A 25,533-nucleotide genomic window follows, 5' to 3' on the forward strand; every position below is an offset into this window, starting at 1 on the left:
TTATCCTAAATTGTAAAGTTCCTAGTTTTACGACGACTGCTGTCTCTAAATCAGAAAAAGGAAGTACAAATTTTCTGCAACTTCCTTTTCTTTTATAGACTATTTGACGTGTTTTTCTAGCTCTTTTTGGTATTTGGCATTTGTTTCAATCTTTTCTTTCTGCCATTTCTTGAGAGCTTCTTCGTATTCTTTTGTAGTCACGACATCCTTTTGCAGCTCCAAACCTTTGAATACAAACGGGTCTCCCTTGATTCCGACTTGAGAGTATGCTTTTGTGAATGGTACAGTACGGCTAACAGTTGGAGAACCACCTGAAGAGGCAACTGGGATCAAGAGCGAACTATCCGATACCCAAGCTTGAGCTTTAGCATATTTCTCATAACGCTTATTGAGGTCGCTTGTTTCAGCTGCGGCATCATCCAAGAGTTTCTTGTATTCGTCTAGACCGACTTGAGCCATCACTTCTGGATCTTTTCCGCGAGTGATACCCAAGTGTTTAAGGGCAGAACCCTTCTTAGCATCAAGAATGTTTAGGTAGGTAGCTGGGTCTTGATAGTCTGGTCCCCAACCAGTTCCGTTCAAGTCATAATCTTTTTGGGATGGCACCTTGGCTTGAGACGTAATGCTCATTTTTTCATTATCGGTCATTTGAAGGACATCGACAATGACATTCTCTGTACCAAGTGATGATTCGATAGACTGCTTGAGTGAGTTAGTCTGTTGAACGGCAATGACATCGGTCTGTTCAACTGGAACATCCAAACGGATTGGGAAGGTCACACCCTTAGCCTGCAATTCTGCTTTAGCCTTTGCAAAGGCTGCCTTGGCTTTTTCAGGACTGTAAAGCGTATCCTTACCATCAGTAAGGGCTACATCTTTCCATTGGTCCCCGTAAGAAACCAGCTCTGCCTGAGCCAACTCTCCAAAGGTCTTTTCACCTACTTGAACGTAGTCATGAGGCACTAGGCTGTTACGGATAATTTTGTCCGCACCTTCTTCACCATTCAACTGAGCAGTGTAAGAATGACGGTCAAGGGCAAAGTTCAGCGCCTGACGGAAGTTCTTATTAAGAAGAGCTTCTTTTGTTGATGTTTTTTGAGCCTCGTCTGTTTTAGCTGTTTTATTGTAAGACTGGCGGTTTACGTTAACAGTGAGGTAGTAGCTTGTCGCTTCTTGTGGACTGTAGACAATCTTATCGCCGTACTCTTTTTTAGTTGACTCAAAGTTTGAGCTTGTTGGGAAGAGACGAGCTGTTGTATAGGCACCTTGTGTAAAGCTACGAATCAAAGATTCTTGGTCTGATCCATCGTAGAAGGTTAGTTTAATATTGTCAATCTTAACATTGTCCCTATCCCAGTAGTTCGGATTCTTTTCATATTCAATGACTGATTTTGAAGTCAATGATTTCAAGAAATAAGGACCGTTATAAAGAATACTTGATGGTGTTGGAGCACCGTAGTCGCTCCCTTTGGAATTCAAGAATTCTTCATTAACTGGAAGCATGGTAGCAGTTGTGACTTTAGAGTTCCAGAAGCTTTCTGGTTTGTTAAGCGTATATTCAACCGTGTAATCGTCAACAGCCTTGACTCCTACAGTAGAAAAGTCATTGCTTTCACCACTAATGTAGGCAGCCAAACCTTTGATAGAATCTTGAAGGAGAGAGAGGCCGTCTGATTTACCGTCAGCTGCGTGTTTCAGACCCGTAACAAAGTCCTGAGCCTTGACTTCAGCATACTCTTCTCCCTCAGAAGTATACCATTTTACACCCTTACGAAGTTTGTAGGTATAGGTCAAGCCATCTTTAGAAACGGACCAGTCTTCTGCAAGCGACGGAATCAAGTTCCCGTATTTATCGTTTTCCAAGAGACCATCGACAACATTGGCTATAACGTCAGAAGTTGAGCTCTTGCTCGTCACACTGTAGTCCAAAGATGATGGATCTATTGCATAGACATAAGAAAATGTCTTGGGAGCATCAGCCTTCTTTTCGCTTTGCCCACAAGCGGTTAACAGAAGGGCCGCACTCAAGACAGCACCTGCTCCTAAGAGCCACTTTTTCGATCTCATAAGTAATCTCCTTAAAGATAGTGTTTTCACCATTATACCCTATTTTTTCATAAAAGCAAGGACTTTCAAGCGATTTTTTAGAAAATTCTAACAAATATTTTTAAAAGATTTTTCTATACAATTTTTAGTAAAAAACCTCAAGCTTCAAAAGCTTGAGGTTCGCTCATTTTAGTCAGTCATTTCCACACAGAAGGCATCCCATGGAGCCAAGGTCTGTTTCTCAACTGCTTCTTTAGCAGTAGTATTTTCAATCAAGACAGATTTCACTTTTCCTTCTACTGAAAAGTTTTGTCTTTCATTGGACAAATTAGCCACGACTAGGAAGCGACGGTCTCCGTCCTTACGGATATAAGCAAATACCTTGTCAGCTGTATCAAGCAATTCAAAGTCAGCTCGAATCAGCCAGCTATTCTCCTTACGGATCTGAACCAACTTCTGATAGGTATAGAAAATAGAATCTGGATTTGCCAGTGCTTCTTGAACGTTGATTTCTTGATAGTTTGGATTAACTGCCAACCAAGGTTGACCTGTTGAGAAGCCAGCATTTTTACTCTCATCCCATTGCATCGGGGTACGGGCATTGTCACGACCGATGACACGGATACTGTCCATGATTTCTTCAATCGGAACGCCTTTTTCAAGAGCCTCACGCGCATAGTTGAGGGATTCAATATCTTCTACTTGATCCAGTGTTTCAAATGGATAGTTGGTCATCCCAATCTCCTCACCTTGGTAGATATAAGGTGTTCCTCTCATGAGATGAAGCAAAATCGCAAAGGCTTTGGCAGATTTCTCACGGTATTCTTGGTCATTTCCCCAGATAGAGACGATACGAGGGAGGTCATGGTTGTTCCAGAAGAGGGAATTCCAGCCGTCTTCAACTCCTAACTCTGTCTGCCATTTGTTGAAGATTTCTTTCAACTTACTGATATTCAGCTCTTTTTGATAGTGCCATTTAGGTTGCCCTTCCTGATACTGAAGACAGATGTGTTCAAACTGGAAGACCATCGACAATTCTTGGCCCTTTGGATCAGAGTAGAGCTTGGCGATCTCTGGCGTTGCCCCCCAGGTCTCTCCTACTGTCAAGAGATTCTTATCTCCAAAGGTCGCCTGATTCATTTCCTTGAGATAGGGATGGAGCATAGGACCATTATTCACTACTTTCTCGTCAGGAATCTTGCCAATCATATCAATGACATCCATACGGAAACCACCAATACCTTTATCAATCCAGAAGTTCATCATCTCGTAAATTTTCTGGCGAAGTTTTTCATTCTCCCAGTTGAGGTCGGGCTGTTTCTTACTGAAAAAGTGGAGATAGTATTGACCCGACTTCTCATCGTATTCCCAAGCAGACCCACTAAAGATAGACTCCAAATCATTGGGCTCATCCCGCCAGATATAGTAGTCTCGCTCGGGACTGTCAGGATTTTCACAAGCCTCTACAAACCAAGCATGTTCATCCGAGGTATGATTGACTACTAAGTCCATGATAATTCGGATATCACGCTTCTTAGCTCCCGCGATCAGTTCATCCATATCCTCCATGGTCCCGAAAATAGCTGCAATCGCTTGATAATCAGCAATGTCATAACCATTATCATCCATAGGACTGTCATAAACGGGAGAAAGCCAAATCGCTGTGATCCCTAACTTGGCTAGATAGTCCAACTTACTTGTAATTCCAGGCAGATCGCCAATTCCATCTCCGTTGCTGTCCATAAAGCTCTTAGGATAGACTTGATAGACTACGGCATTGTGCCACCATTTTTCTTGCATCTTGTTACCTCATTATTTTAATAATCTACAGTCTATGATAACGCTTTTTAATTTTTTGTGCAAGCGTTTGCCTAATCTTTTTGATTTCTTTTTTACCTTTATAGTTTCCTAACTTCCGATTTTTTATTATAATGGAGGCCAGAGGTAAAAAAAATGAAAAAACAAGCTTTTAGTTCTGAACAATATTTGAATCTACAGCGCGACCACATTTTGGAGCGTATTAACCAATTTGACGGCAAGCTCTACTTGGAGTTTGGTGGCAAAATGTTAGAAGATTTCCACGCTGCTCGTGTACTTCCTGGTTATGAGCCTGACAACAAAATCAGACTTTTGCAAGAGTTGAAGGAGCAGGTTGAGGTTGTGATCGCCATTAACGCAAGTAACATCGAACATTCTAAAGCACGTGGTGACCTAGGCATCTCTTATGACCAAGAAGTTCTTCGTTTGATTGATAAATTTAACGAATTGGGGATTTTTGTTGGTTCGGTTGTCATCACACAATACGCTGGACAACCCGCTGCAGATGCCTTCCGCAACCAGCTAGAGAAAAACGGAATTGATTCTTATCTTCATTATCCAATCAAAGGATATCCGACGGATATGGATCACATCATTTCTCCAGAAGGCATGGGAAAAAACGACTACATCAAAACTAGTCGCAAGTTAATCGTCGTAACGGCTCCTGGACCTGGTTCTGGGAAATTGGCAACCTGTGTGTCCAATATGTACCACGACCAAATTAACGGTATCAAGTCTGGTTACGCTAAATTTGAAACCTTCCCTGTCTGGAACCTGCCCCTTCATCATCCAGTCAACTTGGCCTACGAGGCTGCCACAGCAGACCTTGATGATGTCAACATGATTGACCCCTTCCATCTCCAAACCTACGGAGAAACAACGGTCAACTACAACCGTGATATCGAAATTTTCCCAGTGCTCAAACGTATGCTGGAACGCATTCTCGGTGAATCTCCATACGCTTCACCGACAGACATGGGTGTCAACATGGTTGGTTTTGCTATTACAGATAATGAAGCTGCTATCGAAGCTTCTAAACAAGAAATCATTCGCCGTTACTATCAGACTGTACTTGATTTTAAAGCTGAAAAAGTCGGCGAAACTGCTGTCAAGAAAATCGAGTTGCTCATGAATGACCTCGGTATCACACCTGCAGACCGCAAGGTTGCTGTTGCTGCACGCCAAAAAGCAGAAGAAACTGGTGGCCCTGCCCTAGCTCTTGAATTGCCATCTGGCGACATTGTCACTGGTAAAAACTCAGAGCTCTTTGGCCCTACAGCTGCTGCCTTGATCAATGCCATCAAAAAATCTGCTGATATCGCTAAGGAAGTGAAATTAATCGAACCTGAAGTCGTCAAACCAATTCAAGGTCTTAAAATCGATCACCTAGGTAGTCGCAATCCTCGCCTCCATTCAAATGAAATCCTGATTGCTCTTGCCATCACCGCTATGGAAAATCCTGATGCTGCGCGCGCAATGAAGGAACTTGGCAACCTCAAAGGAAGTGAAGCCCACTCAACCATCATCTTGACAGACGAAGACAAGAATGTCCTTCGCAAGCTAGGTATCAACGTAACCTTTGACCCTTACTACCAATACGATCGCTTGTATCGGAAGTAAATAAACAAGGCTGGACAAAACTCAATTTGAGGAAAAAGCCAGTAAATCTTTACATAATAAAAGATAAAACGCATAATATCAAGACTTTTGAACACTTGGTATTATGCGTTTTTATGATTTTCTTTCCTCATTTATTTCAATGAAATTGCCAACTCGACACAGGCTCCCCCTTGGTCTGGATTAAGCAGGGTCAGACGACCAGCATGCAAGAGAGCGACCTGCTTAGAAAAGGCTAAGCCGATTCCATGATGGGGATTAGCCGAATTGCGGCTTTGGTCACTCTGGTAAAAGAGTTGGTCTGCTCCCAGCAGCATCTCCTCCGAAAATGCAGGGCCGTTGTTCCAGATAGCAAAAACCAACTGGCCCTGTTGTAATGATACCGTTAGCTTGACTTCCTTTTGATCCCGGTCTGCATGTTCAAGCGCATTCAGTAAAATATTGAGCAAAGCGCGCTTGAGATAGTCCAAATGAATTGACAAAATCAGACTAAGATCACAATCTTCTTGAAGATAAAAACGATAGCTTTCCTGTTTGCTGAACAGTGCCCAGTCGTCCTGTAGAGAAGCCAAAAAGTCCTCCAAGGAAAGCTGACTAAACTGATTAGAATCAATCTGAAAAGTCTTAGCGTAATCAATCAAAGAACCACAATACTCTTCCATCTTGTGACTAGCCTGCAAAATCTCAGCAGCATAGTCTGCCTGAGGCTGGCCCAACTGCGCCAATTCCAAGAGCTCAGCATTCCCCTTAATCACCGTTAGGGGCGTCTTCAAATCGTGCGATGTCGCTGATAACTGTAAAATCAACTCCTGATTATGCCGTTGCTCTTTTTCTAGAAGACGAGCATTTTCTTGGCGGCTGCTCCGTAAATCGCTATAAACTTCTAGCATTTCCTCAATTCGAAAAAGCTGGCTTTGATTTTCTTCTAAAAGCTTCTCGCTCGTTAGCATTTTTATTTCCCTGTCGATTTTTCGGAGCAATTTTAAAATATGGTAAAAAGTAATCAGCAGCAAGCTCCCTGCCCAAAAGAACAAGGTGAAAAGGGCATAATCGCTGCCTTGTGTAAATTCATAACCTATAAGCACAAAAATTAAAACATGGAAAAAGACGATTTTTAAACTGGTTGTCCAGACTAGGCTTTTGAAATTTCGGGTTCTAATTGCCATCTATAGCCTACTCCTCTCACTGTTGCGATTGCTTGCAGCCCTTCTTGTTTACATTTTTGACGAATCTGATATACGTATTCTGAGATGGATCGAAGCTGTGTTTCTGAGCTTTCTGGATAAAGCAAGGTATGCAGGCGTTCAGCTGAAAAGGTCTGCTTGGGATTGCTAGCAAGTAAATGCAGCAACTTAAACTCTCGCTCTGAAAATTTCAAGACTTTACCAAAACAGGCAACTTCATAGCGCTCTGGATAAAATTGACAAGAAGCAATCTCAGAATAGCGCTCCTCACGTCTTTCCTCCCGCCGAAGATGAGCCCTGACACGCGCCAGCAATTCTTTGGTTCCAAAAGGCTTGACAATATAGTCATCTGCTCCGCGAAAGAGCCCTTCTACTTTGTCCTCCTCCAACTCCTTGGCCGTCAGAAAGATGATTGGACACGAAAAATGAGGACGAATGTAGGAACACAGCTCAAAACCATTAACAGGCTCCATCATCACATCCAGCAGAATCAAGTCATATCCGACAAAATGCGTCAGCTCTAGGTCTTCTATCCGATCAAGCGTCGTCACATCATAAGCATCGAGCTCTAAGACGTTTTTCACCAGCTTCAAAATGCTCCGGTCGTCATCAACTACCAAAATACGATACTGTCTCATATTTTCCATTATAGCATACCTCTAGCGAACATCTCGTTTCAAGGTTAAGAATATAGCAGAGCTCCAAACCAAAGCTAACCATAACAGCTGTATTCCCAGCCCTGATAGATCTATTGAATGCTGAAGCCCTTCATACTCAAAAAGATTTAGCGTAGCCAGATCGGGCAGGTATTTTGCTTCCTTGATGAACGTTGCCAATAAACGGCTGAGACCAATCAAGAGAGGAAAGAGCACCGACACCGGCACAACCCAAGATTGAAATAGCAAAGCGAGGCCGGCAGCTAAAAAAGCCAGAAAAAGATTGCTGAGAAGACCAAAAGAGCTGTAATAGAGGAATTTCCCCAGTAAGGACCAGCTAAAGCTTAGGTCAAAACGAGCCAGCATAACAAAGAAACAGCTACTTATAATGACACTATAGAGGACCAAGAGCAGCAAGACCAGAAAAAGGAATTTCCCAGCCAACCAAGCCTTTCTATTTGATACGGCTAGAAAATTCGTTCGCATCCCAGACTTGACAAACTCCTGGGCAAAATAGAGAGAAGTAAAGATGACGATGACAGGCTGCGCCAGATAGAGGGCGTGCAAAACCTCGCTCAGAGCCTTCGTCTGACCAACTGCTGTCTGACTATAGTCAAGATTCATCAGAAAAAAAGGAACGACTACCAGAACCACCAAGGCAGCACCAAGAGCGAGATAGTAAGAACGGAACTTAATCCATTCACTTCTAAGCAGAGCTTTGATCATCAGTAGCGCCCTCCTAAATCCGTCTTCAAAAAGCGCAGAGAGGTCATGCCGCCGATGACTAGCAACCATGCACCAAGTATCAAGAGCCCTTGCAAGGGATTGTTGACATATTGGGAAGTTGGCGTTGCAGCAAACAACTCTCCTGCTGGCTGTGGCAAATAAGCTCCCCAACTCGTGTGAGCTGCCAGGTAGTTTCCCAGATTATAGATCTGTGGTACGAGAAAAAGCAGAGGAACTAGCATGGTCCGAGCCAATAAACCTAACAAAAATGAAAGGATTCCTAATAAGGTTAGAGATAAGGTTTTCCACAAAATCAAACTCCAAGCTGCCTGATTGAGCAGAATCGGATTAAGCCCTTCCTTTCCTAAAGCCAGGTGCATGACCATATAACTAAAGTAGATTGATAAAAAGCTACTGGCAAGAGAAAAGCAAGCAAAGGTCATGAGTTTCCCCACAAGCAACTTCAGGCGGTTATTGCAGGTCAAAAGACTGGTTCTCAAGCTATGAGATTGAAATTCCATAGCTCCCAAAATTCCAGCTAAAATGACCAAAACCATGCCCGCCATAGAGGCTCCATTGAGACCTAAATATTCCAACGGGTCAATGGCTTCTGCCAGGCCGGGAACCGTCTCAGGTGTGGCATCCAAGCCAATAGACAAATACTGTCGGCCCTCCAGCCAAGATACGGCAGGCACCAAGAGCAGCATGAAGGCCATACTCACTCTGAAAGCCTTGGTTGATCGAATTTTCAACCATTCTGAATGCAATAAGGACACCGATTCTCTCATCTTAAACCTCCTCTGTCAAGTCAAAGAAGAGATCTTCTAGACTGTCTGAATCTTGCAGCACCTCTTCCAATCGTCCCTGCTCAATAATTCGCCCATGATGAATCAAGACCACATCATCTGTCACCATTTGCACCTCTGACAGGATATGGGAAGATAGAAGTACCGTTTTCCCTAAATCAGCCTGCTGACGGATGAACTTTCTAAACCACTTGATCCCGCTTGGATCCAGTCCATTGGTCGGCTCATCTAATATAAGAAACTGAGGATCACCCAGCAAAGCTGCTGCCAAACCCAAGCGTTGACCTTCCCCCAGAGACAGGCTTGACAAGAGGTCCTTCCTCTTATGAGCGATTCCAGTCATCTCCAAAACCTCATCGATCCGAGACTTGGGAATAGCATTACTCGCTGCAATAATCCTCAAGTGGTCATAAACCTTTCGATTTGGCAGACCGCCAATACCATCAAAGGCTGCACCTACCGTTCTGAGCGGATAGGTCATTGACTGATAGGTTTGCCCATCAAAGGTCGCAGTCCCTGCCGTCGCCCGATCTAACCCCAAGAGAATCCTCAAGGTCGAGCTTTTACCAGCACCATTTGGCCCCAGAAAAGCTGTAATCCGACCACTTCTAGCTGTAAAAGAAATATCTTTTAAAATCTGCTTGCTTCCATGCTTTTTGCAGACTCCTTCTATTTTCACCATATGTTCCATACTGAACTCCTTTATCTTTATTTTTTCCAGTATACCCAATCTAGTTCAGAATTAGTTCAGAGATCAAGCAGAAATTCTAAAAGTTGACTCCACCTTTCAAAAGTCGCTCTAGCTTCATTAGAAAGAACTCAGTTTTTCTTTATAATTCTGCGGGTTTTGTATGGAGACTTTGTTATAACGCTAGTCTCAAAAAGTCATTTGTCAAACTCCATCAAGAGCTGGCTTTATGTTATAATGAAAGAAGAAAACTGAAAGGAACGACCATGTCAAAAGAAGTTATTGTTGAAAGTTTTGAACTTGACCACACTATTGTTAAAGCACCCTATGTTCGCTTGATTGGGGAAGAAACAGGGCCAAAGGGAGATGTCATCTCCAATTTTGATATTCGTTTGGTGCAACCAAATGAAGACTCTATCCCTACCGCTGGCCTTCACACTATCGAGCACCTCTTGGCCAAACTCATCCGTACCCGCATTGACGGCATGATTGACTGCTCACCCTTCGGTTGCCGGACAGGCTTCCACATGATTATGTGGGGACGTCACACCAGCGCTGAGATTGCAGCTGTTATCAAGGATTCGCTCAAGGAAATTGCTGAAATCACTACTTGGGAAGATGTTCCTGGAACAACCATCGAATCTTGCGGAAACTACAAGGACCACAGCCTCTTTTCTGCCAAAGAATGGGCGAAACTCATCCTGGAACAAGGAATCTCAGATGATGCCTTTGAGCGCCATATCATCTAAACACAAAAAGGAACCAGCTTTTTAGCTAGTTCCTTATTTTTTCTCAAAATCTTAAGTTAGGCTTTTTCACGAATGACCAAAACGCCATCTTCCATATCTGCTTCCAAATGTTTGGCATCTAGATGATCCAAGTGGAAGTCCGTCACCTTATCACGGATTTGTTGTTCAACCACGCGGCGGAGTGGACGAACACCCATTACCTCGTCATAACCTTCTTCTGTGATAAAGTCCTTAGCTGCTTGGCTGACTTCCAAATCAATGTCTTTCTTAGCCAAGGTTTGGTTGACTTCTGCCAACATCAAGTCCACAATCTTAGAAAGGTCTTCCTTATTCAAGTGTGAAAACTCGATAACTGCGTTAAAGCGGTTAAGGAACTCTGGACGGAAGAATGGTTTCAAACGATCCATCAATTCTGGTTTATCCGCATCTTCTGTCAAGTTAGCTTCATAGCCAAAGCCAGCATTTGATGTCGCGATAATGACAGTGTTCTTGAAGTTCACTGTATTTCCTTGACCATCAGTCAAACGACCGTCATCCAAGACTTGGAGGAGAAGGGTAATTACTTGAGGATCAGCCTTTTCAATCTCGTCCAAGAGAATGATAGAGTAAGGATTGCGACGAACTCGTTCTGTCAAGGTATTGCTGTTGTCATCATATCCTACATAACCGGCTGTTGTACCGATTAGCTTAGATACAGCTGTGCGGTCACTGTATTCAGACATATCCAAACGAATGATAGCATCCTTGGTTCCAAACATATCGAGCGCCAATTGCTTAGCAAGCTCCGTCTTCCCGACACCAGTAGGACCTACGAAGAGGAAGCTACCGATTGGGCGATTGCCTTCATCAAAACCAGCACGGTTACGACGGATAGCGCGAGCCACTGCTTCTACTGCCTTATCTTGGCCGATTACCTTGTGTTCCAAGCGATGGGCCATATCTTTCAAACGTTCGATGTCTGACGCTCCCATTTGTGACACTGGGATACCTGTCATTCGTTCCACAGATTCAGCCACATCATTGACAGTGGCAGTTACTTTCATGTCTTCTGTATGGTTTTCGACTTTTTTCTCTAATTCTGTAATGCGAGTTTTGGCATTAAGAGCTGCTTCAAAATCTTCTGCCTCAACTGCTTTTTCTTGCTTGTCTTTTTCTGCCTCAATTTCACGTTCAACAGCATGAACATCTGTTACAGGATGTTGAGCTGCCAAGTGAGCCGCCGTTACATCGACAAGGTCGATAGCCTTATCTGGCAGGCTACGTTGAGGAATGTATTGGACAGAATAATCCACTGCTGCTTTCAAGACTTCATCTGGCAAGATGACATTGTGGTGTTGTTGATAGAGATCACGAATCCCTTGAAGGATTTTAAAGGTATCCTCTGCTGAAGGAGCATTGACCTTGACTTCGTTGAAACGACGAGCAAGAGCCGCATTCTTCAAGATAGTGTTACGGTATTCGTCTTGAGTTGTTGCCCCAATAACAGTCAATTCACCACGGGAGAGAGCTGGCTTGAGAATATCTGCAAGCCCTTTTGAACCACTATCTCCACCAGTGCTACCAGCACCAAGGATTTGGTGAATTTCATCAAAGAAGAGGATAATATTTCCTGCTTCTTTTACTTCACTAACAAGATTTTGAATGTTTTCTTCAAAACTACCACGGTATTGAGTACCAGCCTCGAGACCTGAGATATCAATGGAAATGATTTCCTTGTTCTTGATGGCAGCCGGAACATCTCCATTCACAATCGCTTGTGCTAAACCTTCGACAACTGCGGTCTTACCAACACCTGCATCTCCAACCAGAACTGGATTGTTCTTGGTACGACGTGAGAGGATTTCAGATGTTTCTTGAATTTCCTTGTTTCGTCCGATAACAGGATCCAACTTACCCTCACGAGCTTCTGCTGTCAAGTTACGACCTAGTTTAGCAAGGACGCCGTCTTGTTTCATACCTGAAGCCTGTTGTTGTATTTGCGCATCAGATTCTGCATTTCCTGGTAATTTCCCGGTTGCACGATACTGAGCAAATTCCTCAGGTGTCACTTCTCGTCCATTAATCAAGTAGCGACGGTTTTCAGAACTATATCCTCGCATACCACCCATCAATTGGTTAAATAAATCATCCATGTTGTTAAAGTTATTAAAGTTGTTGTTCATATTCTTTACCTCGTTTATTGTTAAGTAATTGCGATCTCTGATATTGACTATCTTTGACCTTTGTTTTAAAAATTTTAGACTAGCTAACTAGCTACCCTACGTATAATTTCTGGTTTTTCTTTTTTAAATAAGCCTTTTATCATCTTCTTTTCAAAGTCTGTTAGATTTAACATAGGCCTCACCCCTTTCTCGGGATTCTATACCTCATTCTCAAAGACTAATTCGTTGAAAATGAGCTTTTTAAGGAATTCATTTTCCTTATGTTTCTACTATATCACATTGGTCAGCAAAAGTCAATAGTTTTTTGACTAAATTTGACTATTTTTTTAAAAATTTTTAAGCACACAAAAAACCAGTCATATCGACTGGCTTTTCTCTATTCCAATTGAATCTTAGCTCAATGCGTCATCCATTGAAAGAACTTCGTGGAAGACACGTTGTGTCAATTCAGTTTTTTGTTCTGGAGTGAGGTATTTAGTGTTTACACAGTATCCAGAGATACGAACAATAACGTCTTCACCTGACATAATCTTTTCGTAAACATCGTTCAAGTCCATAACGTTCAAGTTAACGTGTTGTCCACCGTTTTCGAAGTAACCATCAAGAATTGTTACCAAGTTGTCAACTTGTTCGTCACGAGTCTTACCAAGAGCGCGAGGTGAAACTTGAGTTGTCAATGAGATACCATCAGCTGCGTAACCAAAGTCAAGGCTAGCAAGTGAGTTCAAGTTTTGCAACCATCCACCTTTAGCTTTGTTAGATGGGTTAGCACCTGGTGAGAAGAATTCAAGTTTAGACAAGTTCACAGAACCATCTTCGTTGAGGTATACACCTTTGTGGACTGGTGAGTTACCAGTTTGTTTAGAGTAAGCAACGTTAGATGTGATTGTCAAAAGTGATACTGTAGCTTCTGCGTCTTTGTAAAGTTTGTGGCTACGTAGACGAGTTGTGTAAGCTTCGATCAACCATTCTGCCAATTCGTTTGAACGTGGGTCATCTTCACCCCAACGTGGGTACTCACCAATTGTTTCGTAATCGTAGATGTATCCATCTTCATCACGAATTGGTTTAACAGTAGCATATTTAATCGCTGACAATGTATCAACAGTGTTAGCAAATCCACAGATACCGAATCCCATGTTGGCACGTTGTTTAGTTGGCAAGAAGGCCATTTGAACAGCTTCGTAGTTGTACTTGTCAGTCATGTAGTGGATGATGTTCAAAGCATCTACATAAGTGTCAGTCAACCAGTCAAGAGATTTTTCAAAGTTCGCTTTAACTGATTCGAATTCAAGAACTTCGTCACGGATAGGATCGATGTCAAATACTTTGTAGTCTTTGTGAACATCGTCGTAACCACCGTTCAAACCAGTAAGAAGAGCTTTAAGAACGTTTACACGAGCACCGAAGTACTGGATGTTGTGGCGTTGATCTTCGTTTTCTGGGTCAAGTGGTGACACACAGCATGAGATACAGCTCATTTCTCCGTATCCGTCTTTAGCCATTGTTGTTACACCTTCGTATTGGATAGAAGAGTGTTTGTGGCTCATATGCATACAGTAGCGACGGAAGTTGTATGGCAATTTATCAGTCCAAAGAACTGTCAAGTTTGGCTCTGGAGAGTTACCGATATTGTCAAGAGTGTTCAAGAAACGGTAGTCCATCTTAGTAACACGGTGACGACCATCGTTACCCATACCAGCCATAGAAGTTGTGATGAAAGTTGGGTCACCTGAGTACAATTGGTCATAAGCTTTTGTACGAGCAAATTTAACTGTACGAAGTTTCATAACGAAATCATCAACGAACTCTTGGATTTCTGATTCAGTAAATGTACCGCGAGCAAGGTCACGTTCTGCAAAGATATCCAATACGATTGGCACACGTCCTAGAGATGTAGCAGCACCATTGATAACACGGCAGACAGCCATGAAGGCGATGTTAACCCATTGGATAGCTTCTTTCGTGTTCATCGCTGGTTTGCGGACATCAACTCCGTAAAGGTCACCCAAGCGAACAACTTGTTGCAATGCTTGGTATTGAAGGTTTACTTCTTCACGAAGACGGATTGTTTCTTCATCAATTTCTTTGATCGCATTCCAGTCGTTTACTTTTTCTTGCATCAAGTAGTCTGCACCGTAAAGAGCAAGACGTGCGTAAACACCGATGATACGTCCACGTGAGTAGGCATCTGGAAGACCAGTTACAGTGTGAGCGTGACGAGCACGACGAATGTTTGAAGTGTAAGCACGGAAGATACCGTCGTTAACTGTTGTTACGTATTTAGTGAAGATTTCGTGAACAGCTGGATCTGGTTCGTATCCATTTTCTTTCAAAGTAGTTTCAGCCATACGGATACCACCTTTTGGCATGAAGTTCAATTTGAAGAGTTCATCGTTTTGGATACCAAAAATCAATTCGTTTTCTTTGTCGATAAATCCAGCAGGAATATCAGCAATAGATGTTGGACGAGTGTCCATTGGGAAACGAGTTTCTTCGTAGTGTGCTTTTGTTTCTTCTACGATTTTTTTGATGTGAAGTGAACGTTCTGTTGGTCCAGCAAGGAAACTTTCATCTCCATCGTAAGGTGTGTAGTTAGCTTGAACGAAGCGAGAAATACTTGCTTTTTCTTTCCAATCTACGCCTTTGAAGCCTTCCCAAGCTTTATCAAAAATATCTTGTGCTTCAACAACTGTCTTAACAACCATGTTAATGTCCTCTTTTTTCTAGTAACAGTTATCTGTTACATTCTTGAGTCAAGTATACCATACAGTAACCGATTTCAACAAGTGAAAATCGGCATTTTAGACGCTTTCTTTTATAATACAGTCTCTTTTTTGCTCTTATCTGTATTATATTTTTGAAAGTCGGATTGAACTTTCCCATTTTTTCAGAAAAAAGGGTATAATAAATAGAAAATGACACTAGAAAGGGATTGGAATGCTCATATTTCCATTGATAAATGATCTGTCCAGAAAAATCATCCATATCGACATGGATGCCTTTTTTGCTGCGGTGGAAATCAGAGATAATCCTAAGTTAAAGGGCAAACCTGTTATCATCGGAAGAGATCCCAGACAAACAGGTGGGCGTGGTGTCGTTTCTACCTGTAGCTATGAGGCACGAGCTTTTGGTGTTCATTCAGCCATGAGCTCTAAAGAAGCTTATGAGCGCTGTCCCCAAGCTGTCTTTATCTCTGGAAATTATGAAAAATACAAGACTGTGGGACTTGAGATTCGTGCTATTTTTAAACGCTACACTGATTTGATTGAACCTATGAGTATTGACGAGGCATACTTAGATGTGACAGAAAATAAACTCGGTATCAAGTCTGCCGTCAAAATAGCTCGTCTCATCCAACAGGATATCTGGCAGGAACTACACCTGACTGCTTCTGCAGGCGTCTCTTATAACAAATTCTTAGCTAAAATGGCTAGTGACTATCAAAAACCACATGGTTTAACAGTTATCCTCCCAGATCAGGCCCAAGACTTTCTCAAACAAATGGACATTGCTAAATTTCATGGTGTGGGCAAAAAAACAGTTGAACGTCTTCATGAAATGGGCATTTATACTGGTGCGGACTTATTGGAGGTCTCAGAAGTCACTTTAATCGATCGGTTCGGCAGACTCGGTTTTGACCTTTATCGAAAGGCAAGAGGTATTCATAACTCACCGGTCAAGTCTGATCGCATTCGTAAGTCCATTGGCAAGGAAAAAACCTACGGAAAAATCCTACAAGTAGAAGAAGACATCAAAAAAGAGCTGACTTTACTCTCCGAAAAGGTAGCTCACAATCTCAGCACGCAGGACAAGGCTGGAAAAATCATTATCCTAAAAATACGATATGCTGACTTCTCCACTCTGACTAGACGAAAAAGCCTCCTGCACGCAACACAGGAAGCTAGTCAGATTTCTCAAACTGCCCTTCAACTCTACGAAGAACTAGCTGAAAAAGAAAAAGGTATCCGTTTACTAGGAATTACGGTGACAGGATTTTAAAAAGCTTGAAGGAAAATTCCCTCAAGCTTTTTTCTTATACAAATAAACGCACAAAACTATAGAGCAACAAGACACTACCAAGTACGATACGGTATTTACCAAAGAGTGTAAAGTCGTGCTTCTTCACATAGCTGGTCAAGAAACGAATAGCAACCATGCTGACTGCGAAGGCAACACCCATAGCTACCAAGAGCAAGAACAGTTGTCCAAAACTCAAGAGTTGACCTGCTTTAATAAATTTGAAAATCTTTAAAGCACTAGCTCCGAACATGACAGGAATCCCGAGATAGAAGGTAAACTCTGTTACGACAGAGCGACTTGTTCCATTCAACAAACCACCAACGATAGTTGCACCTGAACGGCTCGTTCCTGGGAAGAGAGCGAGGACTTGGAAGAGCCCAATGTAAAGGGCTGTTTTATAAGGCAACTTGTCTAACTCTGTTACTGTTGGTTCAATGGCTTGCGCCTTATTTCGTTTTTCAAGGTAGATAAAGGCAACACCATAGATAATCAACATAATCGCAACTGAAACCATGTTATGGAAGTTGGCATCAAACCAATCATCTAGTTTAAAAACCAATAGCAAAGGCAAGGTCGCAACGAAGACTTTTGACCATAACTGCCAAGTTCTACGAACTTCGACCTTATTTTTACCAGGTTTGAAGGGATTGAGCTTGTTAAAGTAAATTACCACAACTGCTAAAATGGCACCAAGCTGAATGACAACATTAAACATAGACATGAAGGCTTCATTTTGGTCCTTGTATTGTACAAATTCTTCAACCAAAATCAAGTGTCCAGTACTTGAAATTGGCAACCATTCTGTAATTCCTTCAACAATCCCAAAAAAGATTGACTTCAAAATTTCAATAAAATACATACATTACTCCTTTTTCTGTCCTCTATTATAGCATAATTTCGGATGTTGCGATAGATTTTTTCTAGAAGGCACCGATGCTACCACCGCCTCCGCCTCCTGAGAATCCTCCGCCAGAACTTCCACTTCCAGAAGATACGGAGTAGGTACTAGCTGTATTTGCAATACTAGCATAGTGGCTCATTTGAGCAGTTGAATGATAAAACATACTGTGCCAGCCATAAGCTACGTAAAGATTGATATCTGGGTTCTCAACTTGAATCTGATAAGATTTCATCAAATGACTCACCTTGTCCGCATAACCAAATAAAGTAGCATAGACAAGGAGGCGATTCCAAAGAACAATACTCTCTAATTCGGCCTTGTCTAGGTGAGCGATATCGCGAAGCATGTTTTCAAAACTAGTCCAGAGATAGTATGCTTCTAGCCCTTCTTCGTTTAAAACACCATCACGAGTATCAAATCGGGTCGTCCAATAATAGACGGCAGCTAACATCAAGCTCACAAACCCAAGGATAGGAAGTGGCAGAGAAAGGTACCCGTGAGCATCCAAACTATACAAGAACCAGCCAAAACCAACGAAAGCAGGTAGAAGCGTAGAGACGCCTATCATCAATCGCAAGATTTTTTCTCCATTACTCAGTGGACGATAATAATCTGGAAGTTGCAAAGAGGAAACCCGCTTTCTCACCCCATCCTGCATCTGCTTCAGAGCTTGCTCGAAAGACGACTTAAGCTTACGTCCCGTTTTCTGAATCCGTTTTTCATCAGCTGCTTTTGCACCTTGGTAAAGACTAGTTGACACTTGGTAATCTGCAAACAAATCTGAAACAAGCACTTCTTCTCTTCCTGAAAAGGCCAAATTAAGGCAATCTTTTTCAAAACTTACTAATCCTTTTTCTTTTATGACTTTTAGACGGACCTCATCTCCATTTGAGATGATTGAAACATTTCCACGGTCGATCACATCCAATAAAGTTGCATGAACGAGTTGGTCAAAGGTGAATTTCCCTCCTCCCTTGGTCAAGGGACTGACTTCCTCTAAAGAAGTAGAGTAAACAGCTTCCGATAAAACCATCGGTTCTAAGTCCATTGGCGGTTCATAGAGACGGNGATTTTTAGCATATTTCTTCGATGGAGAGGTTTTTCTTCTGTAAATGCAGTAGAAAATAACACTAAAGACTAAGGAGAGCGAGAGTAGCAAAGGGATAATCCACATAACCAGAGCTTTGCTCTGAGCTTTTTCAGCAGTAATGGATTCCTCTATTTTTTCAAATTCTGCTAAACGATTGCCTTTCAAGCCCTGATCCAAAGCTGTTCCAAAATCTTTTCTAGGCCAATAGGCATGCAATTCAACCCCACGCTGACGAGGTAGGTTCTGTAAATGAACACGATAATCACCATCTATCTTTTCTACCTTGCCCTCTGTAAAGAGTTTCCCTGTATGAAAGAAAAGTTTTTCAGCTCCATTAAAGCCTGTTACCCGAAACTCAAAATTTTCGATAGGTTCTGAACTATCTGTCAAGGGTTGCCAATTAAGTTCCGCGATATCATCATATAGAAATATGAGGTTTTTTAGTTGCCATGTGATTACCACTTCAACGGTATCCCCTTCTTGGCCTGGATTATACACTTTTACAGTATAACCTTCCGATTCTTCTATCACTTCACTATTGACATTCTCAATGGCGCTAGCATTTTTCCATACCTGAACCTTCGGACTGGAATCTATTTCAAATCCCTTTGGCATCTTACCAGAACGGCCAAGTCCTACTAGTTGTCCATTAAAGTCTTCATCAAAATAATAGACTACTTTCTCCCTAAATTCTGCCGTATTATCTGCATGAATATACAAATCACCTTGATAAGAGCGAATCTTAAAATCAACCGCAAAAACAGAGAGTGGTAAAATACAAAACAAGCTAAATAAAAACACGAAAAAAGTCTTTTTCACAACACAATCCCCTTTTTATCTTTGCTATCATTATATCATTTTTTATAAGTAAAGGCTTACTTGTATTGAAAATCTCACCATTTTTAGATACAATAGAGAGAAGTCATTTTTAGACTAGAAATAGGAGAAAACATGAAAAAATTGTGCTTATCTATTCTTGCTAGCCTAGCCCTTATATTAGGACTAGCTAGCCAAGTCCAAGCCGACGAATATTTACGCATCGGGATGGAGGCAGCTTACGCTCCCTTTAACTGGACCCAAGACGACGATAGTAATGGTGCTGTTAAAATCGACGGTACCAATCAATATGCCAATGGCTATGATGTTCAAATCGCTAAAAAAATTGCCAAAGATCTAGGTAAGGAACCTTTGGTCGTAAAAACAAAGTGGGAAGGACTTGTTCCAGCCCTTACTTCTGGCAAAATCGATATGATCATTGCTGGTATGAGCCCAACCGCTGAACGTAAACAAGAAATTGCTTTTTCAAGCAGTTACTATACTAGCGAGCCAGTTCTATTGGTCAAAAAGGACTCTGCCTATGCGAATGCCAAATCTTTAGAGGACTTTAGCGGAGCAAAAATCACTTCTCAACAAGGCGTTTACCTTTATGATTTGATTTCCCAAATCCCTGGTGTCAAGAAAGAAACAGCTATGGGCGACTTTGCCCAAATGCGCCAAGCTCTTGAGGCTGGTGTTATTGACGCCTATGTTTCGGAACGCCCTGAAGCTCTAACTGCTGAAGCCGCTAACTCTAAGTTTCAGATGGTCCAAGTAGAACCAGGTTTCAAGACCGGAGAAGAAGATACTGCTATTGCCATTGGACTTCGTAAAGATGACAGTCGCATCAGTCAAATCAATGCCAGCATCGAAACCATTTCTAAGGACGAACAAGTAGCTCTCATGGATCGGATGATTAAAGAGCAACCAGTGGAGGCGACAACAACGGAGGAAGAAAGCAGCTTCTTTAGTCAAGTCGCTAAAATTCTTTCTGAAAACTGGCAACAACTCTTGCGTGGTGCCGGCATCACACTCTTGATCTCCATTATCGGGACCATCGCAGGGCTTATTATCGGGCTTGCAATCGGAGTCTTCCGTACTGCTCCACTATCTGAAAACAAGGCCATCTATGGCTTGCAAAAACTGCTTGGCTGGATCCTCAATGTCTATATTGAAATTTTCCGTGGTACACCAATGATCGTTCAATCTATGGTTATCTACTACGGTACAGCACAAGCCTTTGGAATCAATCTCGATCGTACACTTGCAGCCATCTTCATCGTTTCAATCAACACTGGTGCCTATATGACAGAAATCGTCCGTGGAGGTATCCTAGCAGTTGATAAGGGACAGTTTGAAGCCGCAACTGCTCTTGGTATGACCCATAATCAGACCATGCGTAAGGTTGTCCTACCTCAGGTCGTTCGCAATATCTTACCTGCTACTGGTAATGAGTTTGTCATCAATATCAAGGATACGTCTGTACTGAATGTTATCTCTGTTGTGGAACTCTACTTCTCTGGAAATACCGTGGCAACTCAAACTTATCAATACTTCCAGACATTTACAATCATTGCCGTGATTTACTTTGTCCTCACCTTCACAGTGACCCGTATCCTACGCTTCATCGAAAGACGCATGGACATGGATACCTACACTACAGGTGCTAATCAAATGCAAACGGAGGACTTGAAATAATGAATCAACCCATTCTTGAAATTAAACACCTCAAAAAATCCTATGGACAAAACGAAGTGTTAAAAGACATTTCTCTCACCGTTCATAAAGGAGAGGTTATTTCCATCATTGGGAGCTCAGGAAGCGGAAAATCAACCTTCCTACGTTCTATCAATCTACTTGAAACACCTACTGAGGGGGAAATTCTCTACCGAGGAGAAAATGTCCTTGCAAAAGGCTATAACCTTACTCACTATCGTGAAAAACTTGGTATGGTTTTCCAATCCTTTAATCTCTTTGAAAACCTCGATGTTCTCGAAAATACGATCGTCGCCCAAACGACTGTCCTCAAAAGAGAACGCTCTGAAGCTGAAAAAATTGCCAAAGAAAATCTTGAAAAAGTTGACATGGGAGAACGCTATTGGCAAGCCAAACCAAAACAACTCTCTGGTGGCCAGAAGCAACGTGTGGCCATCGCACGTGCCCTCTCCATGAATCCTGACGCTATCCTTTTCGACGAACCAACATCTGCTCTGGATCCAGAAATGGTCGGTGAAGTCCTTAAAATCATGCAAGACCTGGCTCAAGAAGGCCTGACTATGATCGTCGTCACCCACGAAATGGAGTTCGCCCGCGATGTCTCACACCGTGTTATCTTTATGGATAAGGGCGTCATCGCTGAAGAAGGCAAACCAGAAGACCTCTTCACAAATCCTAAAGAAGAAAGAACGAGAGAGTTTCTTCAGCGCTATCTCAAATAACAAACAAGGACTGCATAAAATATGCAGTCTTTTTACTAACTCTTTGCAAAACAAAAGGCAGATCCATTTTAAGAATCTGCCTGTAAGCCTAGTTCAATCTTCAAATTTTTCATGATTCTTGTCATAAAAATCAATCAAACCTAGGGCTGTTTCAAATGAAATATTTTTCACTTTTGCACGACCTTGTGCCAAAGCAATAATTGACATTTCACGTGCATTTGTTTCCTTAGAGATACGGTAACCTGTGATTTTCTTATCACGAACCCAGCCAACAACTGATTCTACTTTTTCAAAGTTTGATTTAGCCATGTTCTTCTCCTATTTTGTTCTTTACGATACTGAAATATATCCATTCTTTTAGGATTATCCAAAAAACATCTACTTATTGAAAACAAATAATGAATTGTTATTACTTAGCTTTTAAAGCTGATAATATGCTTGTTCGTATATCTTCAACTCCATCAGGATTTGCTGGTAGGAAGATGGTGTTATTGCCCTTATTGTCTGCGAAATTATTCAAAGTATCCAAATACTGATTTGTTAATAGAATGGACATAATCTGGGCTTCCGTGAGTTCAACATTGGCTCCTTTTAATTCTTGAATAGAATCAGCAAGTCCGTCAACAATAGCCTTACGCTGTTCTGCAATCCCTACCCCGTGTAGACGATCTTTTTCTGCCTCTGCTTCTGCTGCGGTCACGATTTTAATCTTATCTGCTTCTGCAAGTTCTTGCGCAGCGACTCTCTTACGTTGGGCTGCATTGATTTCATTCATTGATTGTTTAACTTCAGCGTCAGGCTCAACCTTCGTAATCAGTGTTTTTACAATGATGTAACCATATGTAGACATTTCTTCTGCTACTTGCTTTTGAACTTCTAATGCGATTTCATCTTTTTTCTCAAACAGTTCATCCAAGGTCAATTTCGGTACAGACGAACGCAAGGCATCCTCAATATAGGATTTGATTTGAGCTTCTGGTCTCATTAGTTTATAGTAAGCATCTGTGACATTGTTTTCATTCACTCGATACTGAGTCGCCACATTCATGGTCACAAATACATTATCTTGTGTTTTTGTTTCCACGACGATCTCACTTTGCAATAGACGCAACTGCACCCTGGCTGCAATTCTATCGATTCCAAAAGGTGCTCGTACATGAATACCACTATTACTCAACTTTTGGTATTTACCAAAACGCTCGATAATAGCGACAGACTGTTGCCTTACAACATATACAGAGCTGATAATAACCGCCGCTGCAATCAGCACTAGAATAAAGAGAACAAGTAAAACATGTAAAACCATGGGAATCTCCTCCTTTCGTCACCATCATTATAGCATCATTATAGGAAATTGGCAAATAATATGATAGCAAATTTATTTTAGACTAGCATATTATACAAAGTCTCATTTCCGTTCAGATTGATATAAGATGGGTCAAACTTTTCCATCCGATGAATCAAGCCAGCATAATCATGCTTATCAGCAAGAGCAATCCCAATCAAGACCGGCCCTGTCCCCTTGCTTGCTCGTTTGATATATTCAAAACGAGTGATGTCATCATACGGTCCCAAGATGTCATTTACAAACTCACGAAGAGCCCCTGGACGTTGTGGGAAGTTTACGACAAAATAATGCTTGATGCCATCGTAAATCAAGGCACGTTCTTCCATTTCTGGCATACGGTTAATATCGTTATTCCCTCCAGAAATAATACAGCAAATTGTCTTGCCTTTGATATAGTCTGATAGGACTTCCAAGGCTGCAATGCTGGCCGCTCCAGCAGGTTCGGCGACAATTCCTTGCTTAGAATAAAGATCAATCAAGGTCTCAGAAATCAATCCCTCGTCCACCCCAATCAGCGTTTCAACATTCTTTCGGGTCGCTTCATAGGTTAATTGTCCAACCTTCTGTACGGCTATCCCATCAGCAAATTTGTCAATTTCTTTGAGTTTAACTGGTCCTCCAGCTTCAAAGGCTGCCTTCATCGAACGGGCACCATTGGCTTCTACACCAATTACTTCGATAGCGGGATTTGTTTCTTTGATGTAAGTTGAAACCCCTGCAATCAGTCCGCCACCACCTACCGGCACTAGTACTGTATCAAAATCAATAGACTCTTTACGGGCTTCTTCAAGAATTTCATAGGCTACAGTCCCTTGACCAGCTTGAACATGGACATCATCAAAAGGATCGATAAAGGTTCTATTTTCTGAAACGGTGAATTCTTGGGCCGCCTTAGCCGAAGCGTCAAAAGTATCTCCGACCAATTTGATCGTCACATAGTCACCACCAAAGAAACGAACTTGAGCAATTTTTTGTTGGGGCGTTGTGATTGGCATAAAAATTGTCGCAGGAATCTTCATCTCCTTACAAGTGTAAGCGACACCTTGAGCGTGATTCCCCGCTGATGCACAGACTACACCACGCTCACGTTCATCTTTCGTTAACTGAGAAATGGCATAATAAGCTCCACGAATTTTAAAAGAACGAACTCGTTGCGCATTTTCCTTTTTCAGATAAATCTTAGCACCATACTTCTCCGATAAATAATGATCATATTCCAGTGGTGTATTGACTACTACACCACTTAAAACTTTGTGGGCTTTCACCACATCTTTTGCACTTAGCATGTCTCCTCCTCAAATACTTTACAAGGTAAAAAGCGAGTTAGGTACCCCCCAACTCGCCTTCTGTTTTTATTCTAAGAATTAGTTATAGATTTTGAATGCGTCGTCGTCGTTTTTACCAACGAATGGCATTGCTTTACGCAATTCAGCACCAACTTTTTCAATTTCAAGGTTAGCTGCTTGTTCACGGTAAGCAGTAAGTTTTGGACGACCAGCCTTGTAGTCATTTACAAAGTCATTTGCAAATTTACCATTTTGGATGTCTGCCAAAACAGCTTTCATGTTTTCTTTAACTTGCTCAGTAATCACACGTGGACCTGATACATAGTCACCGTATTCAGCAGTGTTTGAAATAGATTGACGCATTTTCTTGAATCCACCTTCATAGATCAAGTCAACGATCAATTTCATTTCATGAAGAACTTCAAAGTAAGCCAATTCTGGGGCATAGCCTGCTTCTGTCAAGACTTCAAAACCTGCTTCGATAAGGGCAGTCAAACCGCCACAAAGTACAGCTTGTTCACCAAACAAATCTTCTTCAGTTTCTTCTTTGTAAGTTGTTTCAAGCAAACCAACACGAGCTGCTCCAACACCTTTACACCAGTCCATAGCAATATTTTTAGCATTTCCTGTAGCGTCTTGGTAGACTGCATAAAGAGCTGGCACACCAAATCCTTCTTCGTAAGTACGACGTACCAAGTGTCCTGGTCCTTTAGGGGCACACATGAAGACATCTACATCTGCAGGAACTTTGATAAATTCAAAGTGAATGTTGAAACCATGGGCAAATCCAACTGCATTCCTAGCTTCCAAGTTTGGAGCGATTTCTGCTTCGTACAATTCTTGTTGGATTTCGTCTGGTGCCAAGATCATGATAACGTCAGCCAATTTAGTGGCTTCTGCTACTGTGTAAGTGTCAAATCCATCTTCTTTTGCTTTGTCAAAAGATTTACCTGGACGTACACCAATGATGACATCACGACCTGAGTCACGCAAGTTTTGAGCATGCGCATGTCCTTGTGAACCATAACCGATAACGGCGATTTTTTTACCGTCAAGCGCTGCTACTTTTACATCTTTTTCGTATTCCATTTGAACTGCCATAGTTTTTCTCTCTTTTCTATTATGTATTGCCTTTTAGACTTGTTTAACAAATTTAAGTTGTTTTCTTATACTCAATGA

At 41.8% G+C, this 25,533-nt stretch carries 20 protein-coding genes; 5 read left to right on the plus strand and 15 right to left on the minus strand.

Features of this window, described 5'->3' with window-relative positions:
• Positions 1-99: 99 nt before the first annotated feature.
• Both D8804_RS01585 and D8804_RS01590 read right to left on the minus strand, forming a co-directional pair.
• Complete coding sequence (locus D8804_RS01585; protein WP_125398598.1) at positions 100-2,067, minus strand: peptide ABC transporter substrate-binding protein; 1,968 nt, start codon at positions 2,065-2,067, stop codon at positions 100-102.
• Between the two features lie 168 nt (positions 2,068-2,235).
• Positions 2,236-3,846, minus strand: a complete 1,611-nt coding sequence (locus D8804_RS01590; protein ID WP_125398599.1) for a glycoside hydrolase family 13 protein — start codon at positions 3,844-3,846, stop codon at positions 2,236-2,238.
• 153 nt (positions 3,847-3,999) lie between these two features.
• Between D8804_RS01590 and D8804_RS01595 the strand changes: the two genes are divergently transcribed.
• Positions 4,000-5,484, plus strand: coding sequence for a DUF1846 domain-containing protein (locus D8804_RS01595; protein WP_125398600.1), 1,485 nt, complete (start codon positions 4,000-4,002; stop codon positions 5,482-5,484).
• Positions 5,485-5,615: 131 nt separating this feature from the next.
• On the opposite strand, the gene D8804_RS01600 is transcribed toward D8804_RS01595, so the two are convergent.
• Genes D8804_RS01600 through D8804_RS01620 form a run of 5 tightly spaced genes read right to left on the minus strand, consistent with a single transcriptional unit; the run spans position 5,616 to position 9,544 of the window.
• Positions 5,616-6,647 carry a sensor histidine kinase gene (locus D8804_RS01600; protein ID WP_125398601.1) on the minus strand — a complete coding sequence of 344 codons (1,032 nt, stop codon included), beginning with the start codon at positions 6,645-6,647 and terminating at the stop codon, positions 5,616-5,618.
• Positions 6,614-7,312: a response regulator transcription factor gene (locus tag D8804_RS01605; RefSeq protein WP_125390139.1), complete on the minus strand. Its 699-nt coding sequence runs from the start codon at positions 7,310-7,312 to the stop codon at positions 6,614-6,616. The genes D8804_RS01600 and D8804_RS01605 overlap by 34 nt, the downstream gene beginning before the upstream one ends.
• Positions 7,313-7,324: 12 nt before the next feature.
• The gene (locus D8804_RS01610; protein ID WP_125398602.1) at positions 7,325-8,047 is read right to left on the minus strand and encodes a lantibiotic ABC transporter permease; all 723 of its coding nucleotides are present in this window, start codon (positions 8,045-8,047) and stop codon (positions 7,325-7,327) included.
• Positions 8,047-8,835 (minus strand): lantibiotic ABC transporter permease, encoded by a 789-nt coding sequence (locus D8804_RS01615; protein ID WP_125398603.1) that lies wholly within the window; start codon positions 8,833-8,835, stop codon positions 8,047-8,049. The genes D8804_RS01610 and D8804_RS01615 overlap by 1 nt, the downstream gene beginning before the upstream one ends.
• Position 8,836: 1 nt before the next feature.
• A complete protein-coding gene (locus tag D8804_RS01620) occupies positions 8,837-9,544 on the minus strand; it encodes an ABC transporter ATP-binding protein (protein WP_061423412.1) in 708 nt (235 codons plus the stop codon).
• A 263-nt stretch (positions 9,545-9,807) separates the two neighbouring features.
• Here D8804_RS01620 and D8804_RS01625 point away from each other — a divergent pair, with 263 nt between their 5' ends.
• On the plus strand, positions 9,808-10,290 hold the full coding sequence (locus D8804_RS01625) for an S-ribosylhomocysteine lyase (protein WP_125398604.1): 483 nt from the start codon (positions 9,808-9,810) through the stop codon (positions 10,288-10,290).
• Between the two features lie 56 nt (positions 10,291-10,346).
• On the opposite strand, the gene D8804_RS01630 is transcribed toward D8804_RS01625, so the two are convergent.
• The gene (locus D8804_RS01630) at positions 10,347-12,452 is read right to left on the minus strand and encodes an ATP-dependent Clp protease ATP-binding subunit (protein ID WP_125398605.1); all 2,106 of its coding nucleotides are present in this window, start codon (positions 12,450-12,452) and stop codon (positions 10,347-10,349) included.
• Between the two features lie 392 nt (positions 12,453-12,844).
• Complete coding sequence (pflB, locus tag D8804_RS01635; protein ID WP_000260613.1) at positions 12,845-15,160, minus strand: formate C-acetyltransferase; 2,316 nt, start codon at positions 15,158-15,160, stop codon at positions 12,845-12,847.
• A gap of 232 nt (positions 15,161-15,392) precedes the next feature.
• On the opposite strand from pflB, the gene dinB reads away from it, so the two are divergent.
• Positions 15,393-16,454, plus strand: a complete 1,062-nt coding sequence (dinB, locus tag D8804_RS01640) for a DNA polymerase IV (RefSeq protein WP_125398606.1) — start codon at positions 15,393-15,395, stop codon at positions 16,452-16,454.
• A gap of 34 nt (positions 16,455-16,488) precedes the next feature.
• Here dinB and D8804_RS01645 read toward each other — a convergent pair whose 3' ends face one another.
• Both D8804_RS01645 and D8804_RS01650 read right to left on the minus strand, forming a co-directional pair.
• Positions 16,489-17,334: an undecaprenyl-diphosphate phosphatase gene (locus tag D8804_RS01645; RefSeq protein ID WP_125398607.1), complete on the minus strand. Its 846-nt coding sequence runs from the start codon at positions 17,332-17,334 to the stop codon at positions 16,489-16,491.
• 61 nt (positions 17,335-17,395) lie between these two features.
• Positions 17,396-19,285, minus strand: coding sequence for a DUF2207 domain-containing protein (locus D8804_RS01650; protein ID WP_125398608.1), 1,890 nt, complete (start codon positions 19,283-19,285; stop codon positions 17,396-17,398).
• A gap of 132 nt (positions 19,286-19,417) precedes the next feature.
• Here D8804_RS01650 and D8804_RS01655 point away from each other — a divergent pair, with 132 nt between their 5' ends.
• Both D8804_RS01655 and D8804_RS01660 read left to right on the plus strand, forming a co-directional pair.
• The gene (locus D8804_RS01655; RefSeq protein WP_125398609.1) at positions 19,418-20,980 is read left to right on the plus strand and encodes an ABC transporter substrate-binding protein/permease; all 1,563 of its coding nucleotides are present in this window, start codon (positions 19,418-19,420) and stop codon (positions 20,978-20,980) included.
• Positions 20,980-21,720, plus strand: a complete 741-nt coding sequence (locus tag D8804_RS01660) for an amino acid ABC transporter ATP-binding protein (protein WP_125398610.1) — start codon at positions 20,980-20,982, stop codon at positions 21,718-21,720. The genes D8804_RS01655 and D8804_RS01660 overlap by 1 nt, the downstream gene beginning before the upstream one ends.
• A gap of 93 nt (positions 21,721-21,813) precedes the next feature.
• On the opposite strand, the gene D8804_RS01665 is transcribed toward D8804_RS01660, so the two are convergent.
• From D8804_RS01665 to ilvC, 4 genes are all read right to left on the minus strand, one after another.
• Entirely contained in the window at positions 21,814-22,029 is a 216-nt protein-coding gene (locus D8804_RS01665; protein WP_001130035.1) for a capsule biosynthesis transcriptional regulator, read from the minus strand.
• Between the two features lie 100 nt (positions 22,030-22,129).
• Positions 22,130-23,026, minus strand: a complete 897-nt coding sequence (locus tag D8804_RS01670) for an SPFH domain-containing protein (protein WP_000242873.1) — start codon at positions 23,024-23,026, stop codon at positions 22,130-22,132.
• Positions 23,027-23,103: 77 nt separating this feature from the next.
• The gene (gene ilvA / locus D8804_RS01675; RefSeq protein WP_125398611.1) at positions 23,104-24,354 is read right to left on the minus strand and encodes a threonine ammonia-lyase IlvA; all 1,251 of its coding nucleotides are present in this window, start codon (positions 24,352-24,354) and stop codon (positions 23,104-23,106) included.
• Positions 24,355-24,432: 78 nt separating this feature from the next.
• Positions 24,433-25,455 carry a ketol-acid reductoisomerase gene (gene ilvC, locus D8804_RS01680; RefSeq protein ID WP_125398612.1) on the minus strand — a complete coding sequence of 341 codons (1,023 nt, stop codon included), beginning with the start codon at positions 25,453-25,455 and terminating at the stop codon, positions 24,433-24,435.
• Positions 25,456-25,533 lie beyond the last annotated feature (78 nt).

Source organism: Streptococcus oralis, from assembly GCF_003944215.1.
Lineage (GTDB): Bacteria > Bacillota > Bacilli > Lactobacillales > Streptococcaceae > Streptococcus > Streptococcus oralis_BI.

Bases quoted from the DNA above. Each gene is read 5' to 3' on its own strand.
- D8804_RS01625 (WP_125398604.1), top strand. From the start codon at position 9,808: ATGTCAAAAGAAGTTATTGTTGAAAGTTTTGAACTTGACCACACTATT.
- D8804_RS01610 (WP_125398602.1), bottom strand. From the start codon at position 8,047: ATGATCAAAGCTCTGCTTAGAAGTGAATGGATTAAGTTCCGTTCTTAC.
- D8804_RS01590 (WP_125398599.1), bottom strand. From the start codon at position 3,846: ATGCAAGAAAAATGGTGGCACAATGCCGTAGTCTATCAAGTCTATCCT.
- D8804_RS01665 (WP_001130035.1), bottom strand. From the start codon at position 22,029: ATGGCTAAATCAAACTTTGAAAAAGTAGAATCAGTTGTTGGCTGGGTT.
- dinB (WP_125398606.1), top strand. From the start codon at position 15,393: ATGCTCATATTTCCATTGATAAATGATCTGTCCAGAAAAATCATCCAT.
- D8804_RS01595 (WP_125398600.1), top strand. From the start codon at position 4,000: ATGAAAAAACAAGCTTTTAGTTCTGAACAATATTTGAATCTACAGCGC.
- D8804_RS01620 (WP_061423412.1), bottom strand. From the start codon at position 9,544: ATGGAACATATGGTGAAAATAGAAGGAGTCTGCAAAAAGCATGGAAGC.
- D8804_RS01630 (WP_125398605.1), bottom strand. From the start codon at position 12,452: ATGAACAACAACTTTAATAACTTTAACAACATGGATGATTTATTTAAC.
- D8804_RS01645 (WP_125398607.1), bottom strand. From the start codon at position 17,334: ATGTATTTTATTGAAATTTTGAAGTCAATCTTTTTTGGGATTGTTGAA.
- D8804_RS01615 (WP_125398603.1), bottom strand. From the start codon at position 8,835: ATGAGAGAATCGGTGTCCTTATTGCATTCAGAATGGTTGAAAATTCGA.
- pflB (WP_000260613.1), bottom strand. From the start codon at position 15,160: ATGGTTGTTAAGACAGTTGTTGAAGCACAAGATATTTTTGATAAAGCT.
- D8804_RS01605 (WP_125390139.1), bottom strand. From the start codon at position 7,312: ATGGAAAATATGAGACAGTATCGTATTTTGGTAGTTGATGACGACCGG.
- D8804_RS01600 (WP_125398601.1), bottom strand. From the start codon at position 6,647: ATGGCAATTAGAACCCGAAATTTCAAAAGCCTAGTCTGGACAACCAGT.
- D8804_RS01660 (WP_125398610.1), top strand. From the start codon at position 20,980: ATGAATCAACCCATTCTTGAAATTAAACACCTCAAAAAATCCTATGGA.
- ilvA (WP_125398611.1), bottom strand. From the start codon at position 24,354: ATGCTAAGTGCAAAAGATGTGGTGAAAGCCCACAAAGTTTTAAGTGGT.
- D8804_RS01670 (WP_000242873.1), bottom strand. From the start codon at position 23,026: ATGGTTTTACATGTTTTACTTGTTCTCTTTATTCTAGTGCTGATTGCA.
- ilvC (WP_125398612.1), bottom strand. From the start codon at position 25,455: ATGGCAGTTCAAATGGAATACGAAAAAGATGTAAAAGTAGCAGCGCTT.
- D8804_RS01655 (WP_125398609.1), top strand. From the start codon at position 19,418: ATGAAAAAATTGTGCTTATCTATTCTTGCTAGCCTAGCCCTTATATTA.
- D8804_RS01585 (WP_125398598.1), bottom strand. From the start codon at position 2,067: ATGAGATCGAAAAAGTGGCTCTTAGGAGCAGGTGCTGTCTTGAGTGCG.